The sequence below is a fragment of the Barnesiella sp. ET7 genome, assembly GCF_024733785.1.
In the GTDB taxonomy this organism is placed as follows: Bacteria; Bacteroidota; Bacteroidia; order Bacteroidales; family Barnesiellaceae; genus Barnesiella; species Barnesiella merdigallinarum.
Genome location: NZ_JANRHM010000017.1, coordinates 1 through 18,592 on the forward strand (window position 1 = coordinate 1; position 18,592 = coordinate 18,592).

General features: G+C 53.2%; 9 protein-coding genes and 1 tRNA gene. 3 read left to right on the top strand and 7 right to left on the bottom strand.

From position 1 onward, the window contains the following. Window positions 1-1,103 precede the first annotated feature (1,103 nt). From NW211_RS10725 to mdh, 3 genes are all read left to right on the top strand, one after another. Window positions 1,104-1,191, top strand: a tRNA-Ser gene (locus NW211_RS10725). A gap of 151 nt (window positions 1,192-1,342) precedes the next feature. Then, complete coding sequence (locus tag NW211_RS10730; RefSeq protein ID WP_258327840.1) at window positions 1,343-1,954, top strand: L-threonylcarbamoyladenylate synthase; 612 nt, start codon at window positions 1,343-1,345, stop codon at window positions 1,952-1,954. Between the two features lie 192 nt (window positions 1,955-2,146). Next, window positions 2,147-3,085, top strand: a complete 939-nt coding sequence (gene mdh / locus NW211_RS10735; protein WP_258327841.1) for a malate dehydrogenase — start codon at window positions 2,147-2,149, stop codon at window positions 3,083-3,085. Window positions 3,086-3,231: 146 nt separating this feature from the next. Here the strand turns inward: mdh and NW211_RS10740 are convergent, their stop codons facing one another. From NW211_RS10740 to NW211_RS10770, 7 genes are all read right to left on the bottom strand, one after another. Beyond that, complete coding sequence (locus NW211_RS10740) at window positions 3,232-4,785, bottom strand: hypothetical protein (protein WP_258327842.1); 1,554 nt, start codon at window positions 4,783-4,785, stop codon at window positions 3,232-3,234. A 53-nt stretch (window positions 4,786-4,838) separates the two neighbouring features. Further along, window positions 4,839-6,842, bottom strand: a complete 2,004-nt coding sequence (locus tag NW211_RS10745; protein ID WP_258327843.1) for a hypothetical protein — start codon at window positions 6,840-6,842, stop codon at window positions 4,839-4,841. Between the two features lie 53 nt (window positions 6,843-6,895). Beyond that, window positions 6,896-8,389 (bottom strand): hypothetical protein, encoded by a 1,494-nt coding sequence (locus NW211_RS10750; RefSeq protein WP_258327844.1) that lies wholly within the window; start codon window positions 8,387-8,389, stop codon window positions 6,896-6,898. Window positions 8,390-8,408: 19 nt separating this feature from the next. Then, the gene (locus tag NW211_RS10755; protein WP_258327845.1) at window positions 8,409-9,146 is read right to left on the bottom strand and encodes a hypothetical protein; all 738 of its coding nucleotides are present in this window, start codon (window positions 9,144-9,146) and stop codon (window positions 8,409-8,411) included. 231 nt (window positions 9,147-9,377) lie between these two features. Beyond that, window positions 9,378-10,772: a DUF5723 family protein gene (locus NW211_RS10760; protein WP_258327847.1), complete on the bottom strand. Its 1,395-nt coding sequence runs from the start codon at window positions 10,770-10,772 to the stop codon at window positions 9,378-9,380. Between the two features lie 21 nt (window positions 10,773-10,793). Further along, window positions 10,794-12,440 (bottom strand): hypothetical protein, encoded by a 1,647-nt coding sequence (locus NW211_RS10765; RefSeq protein WP_258327848.1) that lies wholly within the window; start codon window positions 12,438-12,440, stop codon window positions 10,794-10,796. 335 nt (window positions 12,441-12,775) lie between these two features. Next, window positions 12,776-18,568, bottom strand: coding sequence for an alpha-2-macroglobulin family protein (locus NW211_RS10770; protein ID WP_258327850.1), 5,793 nt, complete (start codon window positions 18,566-18,568; stop codon window positions 12,776-12,778). Window positions 18,569-18,592 lie beyond the last annotated feature (24 nt).

The following is an 18,592-nucleotide window of genomic DNA, read 5'->3' on the forward strand; positions in this document are numbered from 1 at the left end:
AAATCAGGCAACGGTAACCGAGTCGGTAGTCGTACAGCATTTCAAGTATTTTGCCTCTTGGGATAAAACTTAAAAACGATAGAGATATGAAGTGGTTTAACAAGCATTTTATTACAATCTTATCTATTTGGTGGATCTTACAAGGTCTCACACTGTTGGGGTCGGGAATAAGTTTTTCTCTTGATCTTGAAGATCTCTCCTATACACTTTTAGGTATAGGTTGTTCTCTGATAATTATAGCATTCCTGTTGCTTATTAAACATCGGGTATTGAGGTCAGTTTTAAGCATATTGTTGTTTTTGTATTCTATTTATACCATATTCTTTATGGGGTTGTTATTCTTGTTTGAGCAGGTAAACAATATGTTTGGGTGTATTATGATATGTTTTGTTATTCCCGATTTGAATTTCTTACTTTCCCTTAAACTTCTGATGAGCACTCAAAAGAAAACGTAATACAATATATCACCATGAAGCATATCCATGTTTCTGAATGTATGAGAACGATTATCAGTATCATATTCAATAAAAGAACATACCCTATAAAGAGCATTCGTTTTTATTTAGTTGTTTTGCCTTTAGTACTCACATGCTGTAACACCCCGGGAGCTAAAAAGGGGGATAATGGAGAGAGCCAAGGGCTGGTGGATACGGTCGATATTGTGCGGGGTGACGGGGAGAGTCATTCCGCACCGTGATGCGGAATCCAGAAATACTCGGGCAGTGATTTCACATCTGGGCTGTTTTCTTGCTCGTACCTCTTTTTAGAACGCACGGGTCGTACGTTTCTATGTTTCCCACAAGCGGCTCACAACTGGGCCCCGCATCGTTGTGCGGGGTGACGGGGAGAGTCATTCCGCACCGTGATGCGGAATCCAGAAATACTCGGGCAGAGATTTCACATCTGGGTCGTTTCCTTGCTCGTACCTCTTTTTAGAACGCACGGGTCGTACGTTTCTATGTTTCCCACAAGCGGCTCACAACTGGGCCCCGCATCGTTGTGCGGGGTGACTTTAATTCACGCGGTGCACTATTTTTGAAAAAACTTTCGCCGAACCCGAAATTTATATTATATTTGCACCGCTTTTAAGGGAACAACCTCATGGAGTGATGCTCGAGTGGTTGAAGAGGCACGCCTGGAAAGCGTGTATACGTCAAAAGCGTATCGGGGGTTCGAATCCCCCTTACTCCGCCGAAGCCGTTGCGACATTGTCGCAGCGGCTTTTTTGTTGGGCCAATTTGCTGTAAAGTCCGGAAATTCGGGGTCGGAAGGCCGGAATAAAGCCTTAAATATTGTTGAAATATAAAAAAATGACTATCTTGGCGAACCTTAAGCCGGAATTATGAAACGATTGAGAATCTATGAAACCAACCCCAGCGAGAGCGAGATAGCCAAGGCGGTGGCGGTGCTGCGCGACGGCGGCATCGTAATCTATCCCACCGACACGATTTATGCCCTGGGTTGCGATGCCCTCAACGTGAGGGCCGTGGAGCGGATTTGCCAGATAAAGGGTATCAACCCGCAGAAGGTGAACCTGTCGATTATCTGCCGCGATTTGAGTTGGGTGAGCGAGTATGCCAAGATGAGCAACTCGTATTTCAAACTGCTGAAGCGGAACCTGCCCGGCCCCTTTACCTTTATTCTGCCCACGAGTGCCTCGTTGCCCAAGATTTACAAAAATCGCAAGACGGTGGGAATTCGTATCCCCGACAATGCCATTACGCTGGCCCTGGCCGAGGCGCTGGGCAACCCGCTGCTCACCACCTCGGTGGCCATCGACGAGGAGGAGCCCGAATATGGCACCGATCCCGAGCTGATTGCCGAGCGGTATGAGTCGGTGGCCGACCTCATGATCGACGGCGGCGAAGGGGGCACGATACCCTCGACCACGGTCGATTGCACGGGCGACGAGCCGGTGGTGCTGCGCGAAGGGAAGGGCGAGCTGGAGGAATAGAACCGGATTGTAGCTGTAAAATATTGGTATGTAGATTGTTATATTGTTTTTACAGACGGTTAAAAGATTATGCAAAGTTTATAAAAATTTAATTGTGGAAATTTTTCCATAATGTCGAAATAGTTGTAAATTTGCCAAACAGAGAGAACGAAAAAATATTATTGTATAATTCACTTTATAAACCTAACAATTATGTCTAAAGTATCGGTTATCGGAGCTGGAAACGTGGGCGCCACTTGCGCAAACGTATTAGCATTCAGAGAAATTGCAGATGAGATTGTTCTGCTTGATATTAAAGAAGGCGTGTCGGAAGGCAAAGCCATGGATATGATGCAGGCTGCTGTTACGGCAGGATTCTCTTCGCGTATCAAAGGTGTAACCAACAACTACGAGGCTACGGCCAATTCGGATATGGTAGTAATCACCTCGGGTATTCCTCGTAAACCGGGTATGACTCGTGAGGAGTTGATCGGTGTAAACGCCGGTATCGTGAAAATGGTTGTTGAGAATGTATTGAAATACTCTCCCAATGCCGTTATCCTGTGTGTAAGTAACCCGATGGATACGATGACTTATTTGATTCACAAAGTATCGGGTCTCCCCAAAAACCGCATCATCGGTATGGGTGGCGCCTTGGACAGCTCGCGTTTCAGATATTATCTGAGCCAGGCTTTGAACGCCAACCTGTCGGAAGTTGAAGGTTTCGTAATCGGTGGCCACGGCGACACGACGATGATTCCTGTTACCCGTTACGCTACCTACAAAGGTATGCCGGTATCGGAGTTCCTGAGTGAAGAGGCTCTGCAAAAAGTAGCTGCCGACACGATGGTAGGTGGTGCTACGCTCACCGGTCTGCTGGGTACTTCGGCCTGGTATGCTCCGGGTGCTGCTTCGGCTTCGGTAGTTGAGGCTGTATTGGGCGACCAGAAACGTCTGGTTCCTTGCAGCGCTTTGCTGGAAGGCGAATATGGCGAAAGCGACCTCTGCATCGGTGTTCCCTGTGTATTGGGCCGCAACGGCATCGAGAAAGTGGTTGAACTGAAACTCAACGACGCCGAGAAAGAGGCATTTGCCAAGAGCGCCGCTGCCGTTCACAAGACCAACGCTGCTCTTGCCGACGCTCTGAAATAAGGTATAACCCCGTTATATTTCGTTAGGCTGCCGCCCGGTTGTACACCGGGCGGCAGTTTTTTTGTAGCGGGAGTGGAGGGGGAAGATAACAAAACACCTCCCCGGTGGTCGGAGAGGTGTCGGTATGGTTGAGTAGATGGCATTTACTACAACCCTACTTTCTGCACCGTGCGCTTGCCGCGGTTGTCGGTGAGGGCTACCACATAGACGCCCGGGGCGAGGGCGGTAGTGGGGACAGAGACCTCGCCCGGTTCACCGTCGAGGTATTCGCACCACACCAGTCGGCCGGTGGTGTCGATGAGTTCGGCCAGGCGGTAGCCGTTGCCCGGCAGGGTTACGACCAGAGCATCGGGTGTGCGGGCGATGCGCAGGGCATAGGCCTTGTTATCGTCAATACCGCTCAGGCAGGGGTCGGGTGTGTATTGATGAAGATCCAGCACCTCATAGTCATACTCGCCATTGCTCTTTTGATACAGCAAATAGAACGGCGGTATGATACATGGGGAGTAATCCATATAAAATTGAGCCAAAGGATATTCGCTGATTTCGCCCAGACCAACCACCCAGGTATTGCCATTGTTCCAATGAATGGCTTTCCGCGGTTTACCCGCCACGACTATCGGCTCTATGCTGGTCACCTCAAAGCCCGAATAGGGGTCAAGTTCATCGGACTCATCGGGCTGGTAACGGTCGTTGCACCGTTTTCGGCCCGCTATGTCGTTCCAGTCGTCGCCCGCTTCGGGACGATGGAAATACGACCCCTCGTCCATACGCAGGGTATCGCCTACGTTCAGGGTAAAGTCGTAGAGTAACTTATCGACATAGGTGTCCTCGATGCTATCGAGCACATAGACTTTTTGCTCCTCTTCCCGCACCAACACCAGTTCCCGACGGGTATCGGCCGTGTTGAAGTCGCAACCCGTATAGCTGTACAGTCTGTAATAGTCACGACCGTTTACCGTCACGCAATCCGATTCATCGCCCGACAAATGGTACCGGGGGAATGTCGTCACACCGTCGCCCGGTCCGGCGTCGTAGTAGGTCCAATCGGCCGTTTTGACGAAGGGGATATACTCCATCTCGCAAGGATCTTTCCGGCCGTTGACATACTCATACTCGCCGGTCTCTATATTTTTGACATAATCGAGGGTCTTATAGGTATAACCTATTTCTGTGGGAATAGTAAACAGCAGATGGAATAGACCCTGTCTGGGTCCGATGCTGCCTATACCTTCGATATATATCCCTTGATATGAATTCTGTAGTTCTATCCGGCGGCGTTTCCCGTCATTGACCGGAATGGTATCTATTTGAGCTATGATACATTCATTCTCATCGTACGTGTTTTCCCACGACAGATAAACCCGATCGCCCGCCTTCTCGGCCCGGAAATCGTAGATTATCTCTTCCACCATCTCCTCCTTTTCGTCGCTGGGGCGCAGACAATAGACCACCCGGTCTTCTTCGCGAGCCAGTCCATAGAGCCGCATATTGTCTTCGAACGGGCAAGAGTTGCTTTGGTAACACTTCTTATAGGTTTTTCCTTCGACAATCGTGTCGCCTATAAACCGATATTTGTCGCCATCGAACCACTCTACATTTTCCCGTACGAAGGGGACGTATTCATACTCCTGCGCCTGACTGGCGATGCAGCCGAGACAAATTGCCGTGAACGTACATAGTAGTAAATGTGTTTTCATATTCGATACTGTTTTAGGTTATTCTCTGGCTTGGTTTTATGCGTATTGTTTTGCTACAACCCTACTTTCTGCACCGTGCGCTTGCCGCGGTTGTCGGTGAGGGCTACCACATAGACGCCCGGGGCGAGGGCGGTAGTGGGGACAGAGACCTCGCCCGGTTCACCGTCGAGGTATTCGCACCATACCAGTCGGCCGGTGGTGTCGATGAGTTCGGCCAGACGGTAGCCGTCGCCCGGCAGGGTCACTACCAGGGCATCGGGCGTGCGGGCGATGCGCAGGGTAGCTGTGCGAGTTTCGCCCACGGCCAGTATACAGTTGCCGTCGTCCAAGGGGGTTCCGTTGTGGTTATCCTGTAAATAGATATATTCTCCGTTTTCCCGCAAGTAATAGAGGTGTTGGGTATCGTTATAACACGGCGTATATGGATACATACAGCTATGTGTGCCATCGAAAGTCCATAGAGTCCCTTGATTCATGTCGCCGATGCCCTCCATCCAATAGCCGAAATAATAGCCAGAACTATCTTTGAAGTAGATACACTTGCGCTCTTTTCCGGCAAACTCGACGGTTTTTACATCGAATACGGTTATATCTGTATCTAAGGGGTCGTGCATGCCGCTCAGGATAATACCGTCTCCTTTGGTCAGGTTGAAGTCGTAGCCTATCTCATCTTCCTTATCCCGGAAATATACTTTTCGATTCTCTTCCCTGATTTGTCCGACCGGAGGAATTCTATCCCAGTCAGGACAATCAACCGTGAGAGAAATGTTCTTGTATGCCTTGCCGTTGATGATTGTATCGCCTGTTATGCAATAGTGGATATAATCACCACTTAATTCACCGGATTCATAAACTTCATAATATCCATATTGCGCTTCTCGGACAAACGGCTCGTACGACCGGCCGAACTCGCACTCGTCACGCAACGTATTGACTATCCCTTTGTATTCATAGTCGCCTGTCTCCATATTCTTTATATATCCGAGCCGGTTATGCGGGTCGTCGATTTCTTCCGCCGTGGCTTCGAAGGGGAAGAAGAAACCCCGGCAGGGTTCGAGGCTTCCGAATCCTTCGATATAACTGCCTGACGGCAGTTTGATGCGTCGCCGCAACTGGTCGTTATTCACGGCTATGGTGTCGATGTGCATCACCGGTTCGCCATCGGGATGGAGCCGGGTAGGTACCCGCTCGCCGGTCTTCTTGACGCTGAAATCGTAGAGCACCGTCTCCTGCTCGTCGCCGGGACGCAGGCAATAGACCACCCGGTCTTCTTCGCGAGCCAGACCATAGAGTGTCTGCCTCTCTTCAAAAGGACAACTCTCGCTGACATAGCATTTCTTGTACGACACCCCGCCGACGACCGTATCACCCTCGAAACGATAGCATTCGTCATATCCCCACTTCACCCCTTCGCGCACGAAAGGCACATACTCATAGGAGCCCAATCTGGACCACTCGGGTTGGTAGATAAGCCGATCCTCTATATTTTCGACAGTTTCTACCCAATCGAGATATTTTGTTTTCGTTTCGGTGTCGGAATTGCAGAAAGGGTAGTAGAGATTATTCCGTTTGCCGGTATAGCCTATCCCCTCGATACAGACACCGTCGACATCTTTCAGTTTGATTCGCCTCCTGTATGTGTCATCGATGAGTATCGTGTCGATCCACTCGACCACCATGCCGAAATAGGGCGGGTCGTTGTGCCAGGCCCACATGGTATCGCCGGCCTGCTCTACATTGAAATCATAGATGGGAATCTCGGATTTCAAGGGGACCGAATCTAATACATTTTTCTCTATTCGATAGACGACTTTATTCTCTTCGCGCAGGAATATCATGATATCTGTCCTGAACGAAAAGTCTGGCATATAGGCATAGGCATACAGTTTTCCATCAAAATATCGGTAATCCGGTAAAAGGGTCATTTTCTGCTCATCATTAAATGTCCATCGGACATTCTCCCGCACGAAGGGCACATACTCATACTCCTGCGCCTGACTGGCGATGCAGCCGAGACATATCAGCGCGAAACTCCAAAGTAGTGATTGTGTTTTCATATTCGATACTGTTTTAGGTTATTCTCTGGCTTGGTTTTATGCGTATTGTTTTGCTACAACCCTACTTTCTGCACCGTGCGCTTGCCGCGATTGTCGGTGAGGGCCACCACATAGACTCCCGGGGCGAGGGCGGTAGTGGGGACAGAGACCTCGCCCGGTTCACCGTCGAGGTATTCGCACCACACCAGTCGGCCGGTGGTGTCGATGAGTTCGGCCAGGCGGTAGCCGTCGCCCGGCAAGGTTACGACCAGAGCATCGGGTGTGCGGGCGATGCGTAAGGCATAGGCTTTGTTATCAGAAATACTACCCATTCTACATTCCTCGTCTGTGCCATATACTTCCTCTCCATTCTCTATTACAAAGGTTAGATTCCTGCGGTCACAGTCGAGGCAACTTGATATCAGGCAAAACGGACAGAATAAGAAATTATTTTCCAGTACACCCAGCCCTTCTGTCCAAAGCGGATAAGTCGGATTCCCTATATAAAATTGTTTTCGATAAGTATTTCCTACTTTCACGGTATCGATGCGAGTCACTTTTTGATACTCATAGTAAGACGGGACCCAAAGAGAATCTCCTACATCGAGGGAAAAATCATAGAGTACAACCTCTGTTTCAGCATCTTCCACATATATTTCATCGCTGTGTTTGCGCTCTTTTTTAGAATAGACAATCTTATTTTCCTCCCGCATAAAATCTATCAATGTACCTTTGTCGGGAGTAAGGTCACACCCTTTGTACATATATAGCTTTTTATACGTTTTTCCATCGAGCAACGTATCTCCTTCGAATTGCAGGCGAATAATCCCATTGTCTTCGGGGTGAACGGGATTATATTGGTAATATCCCCATTCCACACCTTCCCGCACGAAGGGGACGTATTCATATTCTCCTTCCCGACAGGGATCTTTGAAATCGGAATGGTCTCTAAAATCCTTATCCTTATACTCATAAACGCCGTCGTCTCGTCTCACGCTATTCAAGAAGGAGCGAAAACAATCGCTGCAAGTCGATACATCGGTATAGGGGGCCAGTAAATCGCCATATCCCAAGCAGCCCAACCCCTCTATGACAATGAACCATTCGTCATATTTGATACGTTTCCTCTTTTTCCCATCGATAACCACCGAGTCGACTTTTGTTACCGTTACAGTTTGGTCGAACCATTGCATTTCATCTCCGGCTTTCTCCGGTGTAAAATCATATACCACTTTCTCTCCGTCAAGCTCTATTCCCCATGTGTCCGGATTGAGCAACAGATAGACCTTTTTGTCTTGTTCCCTTAACCAACCGGATAACACCGCTGTTTCGTCGAACTGGCATATGTCGTATCGATAACACTTTTGATAGGCTTTGTTGTCGATGATGGTGTCTCCCTCCAAGCGATACCGATAAAACGAATATTCGAGCTTCAGTCCATTCTCATCGAGATAAGTCCATTCCACACCTTCCCGTACCAAAGGCACATATTCATACTCCTGCGCCTGACTGGCGATGCTGCCGAGACATATCAGCGCGAAACTCCAAAGTAGTGATTGTGTTTTCATATTCGGTGCTATTTAGGTTTTATCCTCCTTGATGAGGAATTTTTATATTTTCATTCTTGTACAGCAGTATTCCGTCGCGGCTGTATGATACTAAATCGGTTCGATAGAGTGAATCGAACGGAGGGTCGAACAAACCAAATACGCCCGATGTCGAGGTCAACCCATATAACAGCTTATTGTATTTTTGGCAGGAACTTCCATTCTTTAATGTAATAGTCTCCAGAAGTTCCGGTTTAATCTCTTCGGTTACCGGACCCCACCACGAGGCATATTGAATGGTTTCACCCGGTTTCCACCCATCAGGGGGAAAGGTATATAACAGGATTTCCTGCTCGCCTCGTCTTAGGTAGATGCTGCCTTGGCTGTCTTCCCGCAGATAACCGCAGATTTCTCTCTCCGATTCATCAGAGAAGGAGTTCCATCGATAAATATGTTTTACGGTGTACTCGATGGGCCAATATAGCTCCCCGTCAATTGTCTCGGAGGGTAATAATGTGTATCGGCTGGCTGTGTATTTTACATATATTTGATTTTCCAGGGCTTCGATACTGTCGGGTGAGAGTACAGGCCGTAAGACCTCCAATACACTATCGAGGTTTATATCGGTGTTTTGTTGGCGTACTTCTTCCCACACGATTCCTGCCGATAAAAAACGGTTTTTAGTACTTGTATCTGTATTGTCACAGGCTACACATAGCAATAGCAGTACGATTGCTCCTGTGATTTTGTTGATTAAAAGACGGAGTTTCGTTTTCATAATAATAGAATTTAGATTTAATGTGTTTCAAATATACGTATAATTATTGGGAGTAACAAGGGAAAACACAGGCTATTTGCCGTTTGATTTTGCGGGGGCTGGTTGCTTGCTTGATGCCTGAGAGCAGGGCATTTATCCCAAGGGCGAGAATGGGGCTGGCAGCGGGGAATGATACGAACAAGGGGCAGCTTGGAGGGCCGCCCCTTGTGTTGATGGAATATCGTGTGTTTTTTAGATTTCGTGTTTCTTCCCGAAAGTGATGTTGAAGCCGAAGCTGAGGTTGGCCCGGGCGTGATTGATGGGGATGAACTGCTTGGAGTACTTCGTGGCAAAGTAGTCGGTACCGACGAAGAAGTTGAAGCCCGGAGCGCAGAGGTTGAGGATGGCGCCTACCGAACTGCCCATGTTGGATACCGACCCGTTGACGGTGAGGTGCAGGGCCGAGAGGGGACGGAAGTTGATGGCTGCCATGCCTTCGGCATAGGTGCGGTAACCGACGAATCGGGTGGTGGAGAGGAGACCGAACGAGATGGCGTTGTCGAGTACGGCATACTCGGCACCCACGCGCAGGGTGGTGCGCAGTGAGTTGCTCACCGACTGGGTGTCCGATTGGTAGAATTTGGTTAAAGCTTTGAGGTCTTCGCCCAGTTGGTCGGCTTTTTGTTCAAAGGGGTTGTCGCCATTCTCGTCGTCTTCGGCTCCGATATTGTCGAAGCCGGTGTATATGAACCCTTTATCGGGGTCGGTCTCGGCGCGGGTGAGGTTGTTCCAGCGCATGAAGCCTATGTCGGTGAGGGCTGCCGAAAGGGTGAGGTTGTCGATGAGTTTGTAGGTGGCACCCAGGTCGAAACCCAGGCCAAAGCCAGCCAGACCGAAGTTGTTGCCCACTTTATAGTCGGTTACTTCGCCGGTTTCGGGGTCGGTGGTGAGCTCGAGCAGCGAGGTGGCTTGCAGGTGTCCGGCTTGTTTGATGGTCCATTCGTTTTGCGACATGGAGATGTCCATACGGTCGATGCGGGCCTCGGCGTGTGCGGCACCGAGCAGCACTTTCACTTTGGCACCCACGCCCAGCTTGTCGGTGATGTCGCGGGCATGACCGAAGGCCAGTTCGAGGTAGTTGCTGGTGGTAGCTGTTACGTTGCTCATGTCGTAGCGGGTTACGCCGGTAGCCTCTTGTCCGGTTTTGAGGAATTGAAAAATCTCTTTGGGCAGGTAGGCTCCGGTATTGCTTTTGAGCGCCAGGTTGAAGGTGTTCTGTCCGCCCCAGGCCCAGAAGCCGAACGAGATGAGGTCGAGGCCCAGGTCGAGCTCGATGGTGTTGTTGGGGGTGAGTTTGTTCAGAAACTCATCGGCCGGAACACTCTCGTGCAGGAAGGTGACCAGCTTGTTGTCGCGCGGATAGAGGAAGGTGCCCAACCCCAGATTGGAGTTGATACCCAGGTAGAAGTTGCCGAGGCTCGGCATGCTTACGTAGTTGTTGGGTGTCTTGAGGGCCGGGTTCAGTTGGTTGCGCTTGGTCATCTTCTCCATGAAGTAAGAGGAGTTGAGCGTGGTTTGGGCCGATAGCCCGGCCGAAAGCGTCAGGGCGAGGGCAATGCTCGCAATATGTTTTATAGCGTGTTTCATTGTTTGTTAGCTTTAAATCCGTTACAAATCTTCTAAGTCCATTTGTGCTCCTTCGGGGAGTCGAGCCGAGAGGTGTACGACGATAAACTGGTCGGGACGCAGGGTGACGTCGTGGTTGTCCTGGTTGCTGCCTTCGACCTTGAATTCCAGCTTGTCGAGTTCCTGAAGTGCATTCTCGCGAACCTCCTCGATATTGAGGGTGACGTGAGTCGATTGTATGGCATTGTCGCTGTTGGGCGCGGCATTGATCTCTACGCCTTCGGGCAGAGTGAGGCCGGTAATGGGGGCGCCATTCTGGTCGAGCGGTTTGACCGAGAGAACGAGACCCAGCGGGATGGCGTTGTCGACAACGACGTCGAGCTCGAGGTGCTTGATTTTGTCGGAGACGTCGGCGAGATCGCTGCGGAGGTTGTCGATGGAGTCGGTGTAGAAGATGCGGAGGTTGTCGAACTCGAGCGGTACGTTTATGTCGTAGTCGATGTTGAGGTTGTAATCACCTTTACCCAATTCGATGGTTTGGTCGTTGGTTTCGCTCTCGATTTTCACTTCGGTCACTTTGATGTCGAGCTGGTCGGGGATGGTGCTGAGCAGCGAGGTGAGCGAGCCCGAGGTGATGAGGGGCGAGTTGCGGTCGATCTGGAAGGTGGTTCTTTCGCCGCCAGCGACCTTGAGGGCAAGTGAAACTACATTGCCGTTGACTACCTGGCCGTTCTCGTCGAGCGGCGATATTTCGAAGCTGGCCGAGATGGGGGCATCGATGGGGTTTTGTACCGACAGGTTGAGAGCGAGGTCTTTTATTTCGAGTGAGGTCCCCTCTTCCTTGAGGAAGTCGGGCAAATCGGAGAGCGAGACCGAGGTATTGATGTCGACGTTGGGAACGACGGTACCCGATACGCCTTTGATACGAATCTGGGGGGTAGAGAGATTGAGGTTGGGTTGAACCGATACGGTTGTATTGGTGAGGTCTTCGAGACCGATCGATTGTTTGTCGGCATAGACGAGGCCCTTCAAGGCAATTTCGTCGGTGATGAGCAGGTGTCCGTTCTCGACTGTGGGGTTGGAGAATCCGTAGATGGTCAAGGGAACGGATATGTGGCCTGTGCCATTGGTCAGTTCGATGGTTTTCGATATGAATATCGACGAGCCTTCGCGTACGAGTTCGCCGTTCGGTTCGATGTCGAAGTCAATCAATTCGGGGAGAGCCAGCTCGGCACCCGACAGGTAGATGCGGGGCAGAAAATCGGGCATGCCCGAGATGTCGATAGAGAGCTCGACGTGCAGGTCGTCGCCGTTGTTATCGGTAATCCGTACGCTTCGTACGTGTTTGACTTCGGTTGGCAGTTCGGTATCGACGTTGAAGTTCTCGGCCGTGTTGATGTTGGCTTCGAAGGCGATTTCGATGTCGGGCATCTCCAGACCGGGAATCTGTGGCAGCTCGGTTGTGGCAGCCTGGAAATCACGCGTATAAAGCTCGAATTTGGGCGAAAAGTCGTCGATAATTACCGGGTCGATGGCGTCGATGTCTTCTGTGATATTGTCGGATTTGCTGATTACGTACCGTCCGTCGATTACATGGAGCACATCGCCCTCTTCAATCATTCGGCTGAGTCGGATGGTATCGGTCTGTCCGATGGGTAAACTTAGATTTCCTCCTACGGTTACTTCCAAATCGATGTCTTTTTTGAAATCATAATCGGCATCAATACACGAAGCAAAAGAGGAAAGTAGCCCTAAGAATAAGCTACTTGTGATAAATTTTGTAATTTTCATAAAAAAGTATTGAATCGATAAGTTCGTATAAAACAGCGGTAGATCCCTCTTTCGATGGCAAAGTTATTTATTTATTTTTATACTATCGGCATCTTTTTTATAGAAAATAACCCTTTTATGAATTTTTATAAAATTTATTAAACTTGTAGGGATGGGGCAATAAAAACTCCCCCTCCGAGCCGTTGGCGGTCGGTCGGAGGGGGAGTATGACGAGTGTCGGTCGGAAGCCGGCGTTACTTGACAACGATGGTTTGTGCCGGTGTGCGGGCGATAATCTGCGGGGCATAGAGGCACTGTATGGACGAGAGTCCCTGGGTGTAGTCGCCGGGACGGTCGATGTCGAGTTCGTAGGCGATGACGTAGGTGCCTTTGGGCAGGTAGTCGAAGTAGAAGCGGGTCTCGGCATTTTTCACCTCCTGGTAGTAGCAGATGCTCTCGCGGCAGCGGTAGCCCGAGAGTTGGTCTACCGGCTCGAAGCAGGCGGCCCGGGCGTCGGTGAGGCAGACAAACTGCATGTCTTGCCCCACGGTGAGGGTGAGCCGTATGGCTACACGGTCGCCGGTCTTGGGGGCTACCTGGCTGATGGGACGGTAGGTACCCGAGGGTTGTCGCACGAGTATCTGGCGGTCGATGGCCAGCTCGTTGACCGAGGCGGCCGATACGTTCTTGACATCGTCGAAGTATTGCCAGTAGAGGGCTCCCCACGAGGGTTGCTGCTGGTCGGTCGAGACGACGGCCTCGGCCTCGGCTGCCGTTATCTGGTTGCCCGACAGGGTAAGTTCGGTCAGTCCCAGGAAGGGGTCTTCGGGCTCGTATTTCATGACCTTTCCTCCCCATACGATGACGGGTCGGGTCGAGCTGGAGGCCAGCCAGTCGGAGCCGCCGTAGAGCAGGGCGTAGATGGCCTCGAGGGTCGAGGGTACCGACTCCCACTCGTTGGTCTGTTTCTGGGCGAGGAGCCAGCGACGCATCTCGTCGAGTTCGGTGGCGACGGGGTCGACCGTCGTGAAGGCGGCGATGAGTGCGCACTGTTCCTGCACGGCGCTGTTGCTATAGCCGTAGCTCGAGCGGTTGTTGGGCCAGAACATCCCCTTGTCGGGGGTAGTCACGGCGTACTGGCGCAGCGAGGCTACAATGTCGCGGGCCACGTCGGTGAATCCGTAGCGGTGCAGGGCTACGGCGGCGTAAGCCTTCTCGATGGTCGAGAAGTTGATCCACTGCTTGAGTTGCTCGACCATAGCCTTGTGCAGCCCGAGCATGTCGCCGGCCAGCGGGATGTCGAGGTACGAGGAGCGTACGTGCAGGTAGCAGATGTCGTTGTAGGTGAGTGGAGCGTTGGGCTCGCGCTTGCGTTGCCGCTCGATGGTCTGGTCGAGGTAGCCGATGCCCTTGACCTGCATCTCGTGTATCGTGCTGTCGTCGAGGGGTACACCCAGGGCGCGCAATCGGGCGAAGCTCTCGAGAATGTTCATCGTCACCCAGGGACTGGCCGACATGCCCTGGAACCAGCTCCAGCCGCCGTCGCTGCCCTGGAGGTTCTGCAGTTTGAGGATGGCCTCGCGTGAGAGGCGATCGGCCCGGTTGGTGTCGAAGAGAGTGGCCAGCTGCTGCATGCGCTCGGTCTGGTTATCGGCCTCGAGCACCCAGGGGGTAGCCGAGAGGAGTACCTGCTTCAGCTCTTCGTTCTGAGCCAGCAGCGAGGTGAGGTCCCGGTTGCCGGAGGCCTTCCACAGCTCGATAGCACGGGCGATGAGCGGGTTGCTGCGGGCCATCGATGCGGCCAGGCTGTTGGCATAGAGCGTGGCCGAGATGGAGATGGCGTCGCTGCCGTCGATCTCGGTCAGGGCGGGCATCGCCTGTACGGCATACCAGGCGGGGTTGTTGCAGTATTGCAGCGTCATGCGCAGGCTCTCGACGGTGGGCGATTTCAGTTTCTCTTCCATGCCGGGCATGACAACCGGGACGGTCTGCTCGCTGCCGGGTATGTAGAAGGGTTTGCTGTCGGTCACCAGTACGCGGGTGGGGAGCACGGGCAGAATCTGCTGTTCGCCGTCGCTGTATTGCAGGGTCGATGCCTTGACGCGGAATCCCAGCAGTTCGGCCCCTTCGGGTGCGGTGAAGGAGTAGTCGACCGTACGGTTTTCGCCGGGCTCAAGGATGAAGGCTGACTGGCTGGAGTGGAGCACCTTGTCGGTATAGGGGTCGAAGAGTTCGAAGCGTACGGTCCCCTCCTGGTGGCTGTTGCTCTGGTTTTGCACGGCCGTGGCGATGGTCACGTGATCGCCCTGCCGGACAAAGCGAGGCAGGTTGGGCGACACCATGAGCGGTTTGCTGGCCACGGTCTGTGCCTCGTATTGGCCGGAGAGGAGCTCTTGCGTGTAGGCCAGGGCGAGGAATTGCCAGGTGGTGTTCTCGTTGGGTACGGTAAACGAGACAGATACCTGTCCCAGCGAGTCGGTGGTGAGCGAGGGGTAGAAGAAGGCGGTGCTTACCTCGCCGGTGCGCAGGGGCTCGTCGGGTTGGGAACCGCCGGTCTCTTCGCTGGTTTCGAGCGAAGTCGAGGCCGAGCCCTTGGCCATAGCGGTGTTGGCACTCTTGGTCACCACTACCTCGTCGAGTGCAGTTTCGGCCTCATTGATCTGTATGCCCGATGCTACCGCATTAGAGACGAAGATGGGGAAACGTCTGTTACTACCGTTCAACAGATTGAGGTAGAGGAACTGCGTGGCGGTCTCGCCGGGTACGGCGAGCCGGGCCGGAATCTCTTCGGCTTCGATGGAGCGTCCATAAGAGTAGGAGGTCGATGGTCGAGTCGAGATGCAGGTACAGGGTGCCGGAGCCGGTGCGCTGAAGTGCCAGCTGTGGGTGCTGATGGCCTGCATCGAGGCATCGAACATCTCGGCCATGAAGCGGGCCTCGACGGGATTGCCCTGGGCGTCGGTCACCGAGAAGGTCCAGTTCTCGGCATTCCCCGGCAGCAGTTTGTCGCGGAACGACTCGGTCTTGATATTCAGTTTGCGGTCGGGCAGAGCCTGTCGTATGGTTACCTGGGCGGTTTTTATTTCGCCGTCGCGCACGGTGAGCAGGCTGATGGTGGCGATGCCGCCGAACGACTTGTCGAACTTGACCGACAGCGTCTTGCAGCTGTTGCTGAGCTTGAGCATGCGGGTCTCGACCAGATGGTCGGCCGTATAGATGGAGTAGAAGATGTACCCTTCGCGCAGCGAGGTGCCTACGGGAATCTTCACCGTTTCGCCCACTTCGGCCGTGATTTGGGTACGGGGAAGCCATATTTCGGCAAAGCGGGGCGGTTTTTTGTCTTTCTCGCTGTACAATACAAAGTTACACTCCGACCGGATAATCCGTTTCGATTCGTCGTTGCTGAATGCCACGATGCGATAGGGGCCCGAAGCCCATTTCGAGAAGTCGGGGTAGAGGGCGTGGCCGTCGGCACCGATGGTCACCTCGCCCACCTGCATCTTGATTTTGAGGCTGTCGAGCGGTTCCCCTTCGACGTCGTAGAGCGAGTAGAATACGAGCCGGCAGGCCCGGTCGACGGTTTGTCCGTTGAGGGTACGCACCTGTGCCTTGATTTGCCCGGCCGACTTGAACTTGTCGAGGTATCGGGGGGCGGTGACGGTGATGAAGTAGGGCGAGTCGCCTACCTGTACGGTAGTCGATTGTTCTACCGTTTCGCCGGTGGGGGCGGTGACGGACGCTTCGATGCTGTATATATAGGCTTGCTCCTGGTTGATGAACGATTGGGAGCTGATGCGTTGCGGCGTGAAAGTGATGGAAAAATTGCCCGAGGCGTTGACCGTGGTGGTGCGGCTTTCAATCTCTTTGCGGCCGGAGGGAAGGAAGTATCGGAAGAAGGGGTTGGCCTGGCGGTAGATGGTGTATCGCACCGAAGCTCCGGCCTGGGGTACGCCGCTGTAACTGCGGGCCGAGCCTTGCAGGGTGACGGGTTGGCCGAAACTGGTGCCCTCGGTCACCGGCTTGAACTCGACGCGGAACATGGGCAGCTTGTATTCGGCTACCGATACCGAGAGCCGGTCGCCCCACGACTGGTTCACCCGCAGGGTATAGTTGCCCAGCAGATTACCGCGGGGAATGACAAACGAGCCGGTGAACTGGCCGTAGGCATCGGTGACAACCTGGGTCGAGGCTACCTCGCGCGACGAGGGGTCGAGTAGCGATACGGTGCAGTGCTCGCCGCCTACGGTGCGGTGTTCGTCGGTCGAGTTGATGTAGCGGATGCCCGAGAAGTAGAGCGTCTGTCCCGGCCGGTAGAGCGAGCGGTCGGTGAAGAGTGCGGTGCGGGTATCGCTGTCGTCGCTGTCGTCGTAGCAGCCTGGTAATGAGAGACGGTCGGCCGGAGCAAAGCGGTCGAGCGGGGTGGAAACCTGGGTAAAGAGGAATCCCTCGTCGCCGGTTTCGATGCGGCAGAGGCCGTTCTTGTCGGTGCGGAGTCGGGCCTTTTCGACACTCTCTTGACCTAAGAAATAGGGCGAAGCGTAGAGGGTAACCTCGGCCTTGGGCAGAGGCTTGCCTGTGCGGGCATCGACGGCGAGCAACTCGATGTGCTTGTCGGAGGCTGCTCGTGTGATGGTTTTCACTCCCGATACGGTGAAGTGGGTGGTCGATGGGTTGGGTTTGCCGTCGATGAGGATTTTGGCTACATAGAGGCCGGGACCCAGTTGGGGGAAGGCGAGGGTGCGTTGGCGGGTCACGAGCGAGAGCGGTTCGCCTATGGCGTAGTCGTGGTCATAAATGCAGTCGCCGAAGTCCCATTCCGGTTGCTTCAGGTCGTTGTCCTGCATGTCGATGGGCAGGGGTTCGGGTTGGCGGTAGATGCGCAGGGTGAGGCTGTCGACGTTGCGGTATGAAAGTCTCACACTGTCGATTTCGCCCGGGTAGAGGAGGGTAGAGACTTTAACAGAAGCCTCTTTGGCGGTGATGGTGTTGCGCAGATTTACCAGCCGGTTGATGTTGCGGTATTTCGGGAAAGCGGCCGTCCATTGTTCGCAAAGGTCGAGAGCCCGGCGGGCATTGTCGTAGCGGTCGGTATTCCACAGGATGGAGGCGAGGGTCGAGGCCACCTCGACCGAATAGGGCTTGTCGCGGTAGCTCTCGAGCAGACTGCCCAGCAGGTCGATATAGTTGCCGAAGAGCTCCTCTTCGTCGTTATAGTAGAGGCTTTCGCCCAGGTATTCGAGGCGTTGCAGGTCCCACATCATGAGCGGGGCCGAGCCGGTCTCGGCGGCGTGGGCCTTGAGGGCGTCGGCATAGAGTTGGAGTATGCGGCCGTCGGGCTGCTTCTTATTGTCCAGTACGATGGTCGTAAACTTCTGTGCAGGAACCAGCAGCTCCTTGCGGGCTACCGGCTGGAGGGGTGAGTAGCCGCTCTCCTGTTTGTAGAGGTCGATGGCTTCGCCCACCACGAAGTCGTAGAGGGTGGGGCGGAAAATCGAATCGCTGCCGATGGTGAGGGCCTGGCGATAGGCGCTTACCGGCGTAGCCAGCAGTTCCTGTACGGGAGCTGTAGCCCGGGTGAGCAGGGTGTCGATTTTGGCCAGGAACATGTTGGCGCTCCAGGTCTCGAGCGGCTGAGAGAAGTCGTCGACCTCGTCGCGCAGGCGTATCCGGTAGTTATCCTCTAGGTAGAGGTGGTACAGCCGGGCCGAGATGAGGCGCAGCAGACTCTGCTCGACGGGGTTTTTCGAACGGTCGGCCAGCGATTCGGTCTGTCCGATGATGGCGGGGAGAGTGTCGCGGTCGATGAGCAGCCGGGCCGCCGACTGTTTCATGAGCGAGGCGATGACGGCCGGTGCGTCGTGCCGGGCCAGGGCCTGCTTCAGGTCGATGGTGGCCGAGTCGAGGGCCTCTTTGGGAGCGGCCTTTATCTGCTCTTCGGCCGATAGTTCCTGTTTCATAGAATCCGAGGTGTGGGTCAGAGCGCTGGCTCCGACGATAGCTCCTATTGAAAAGAGAGTAGCCACGATAATCCATGTGCCTTTTTTCATACGCGGAATGTTAATATGTTGGAC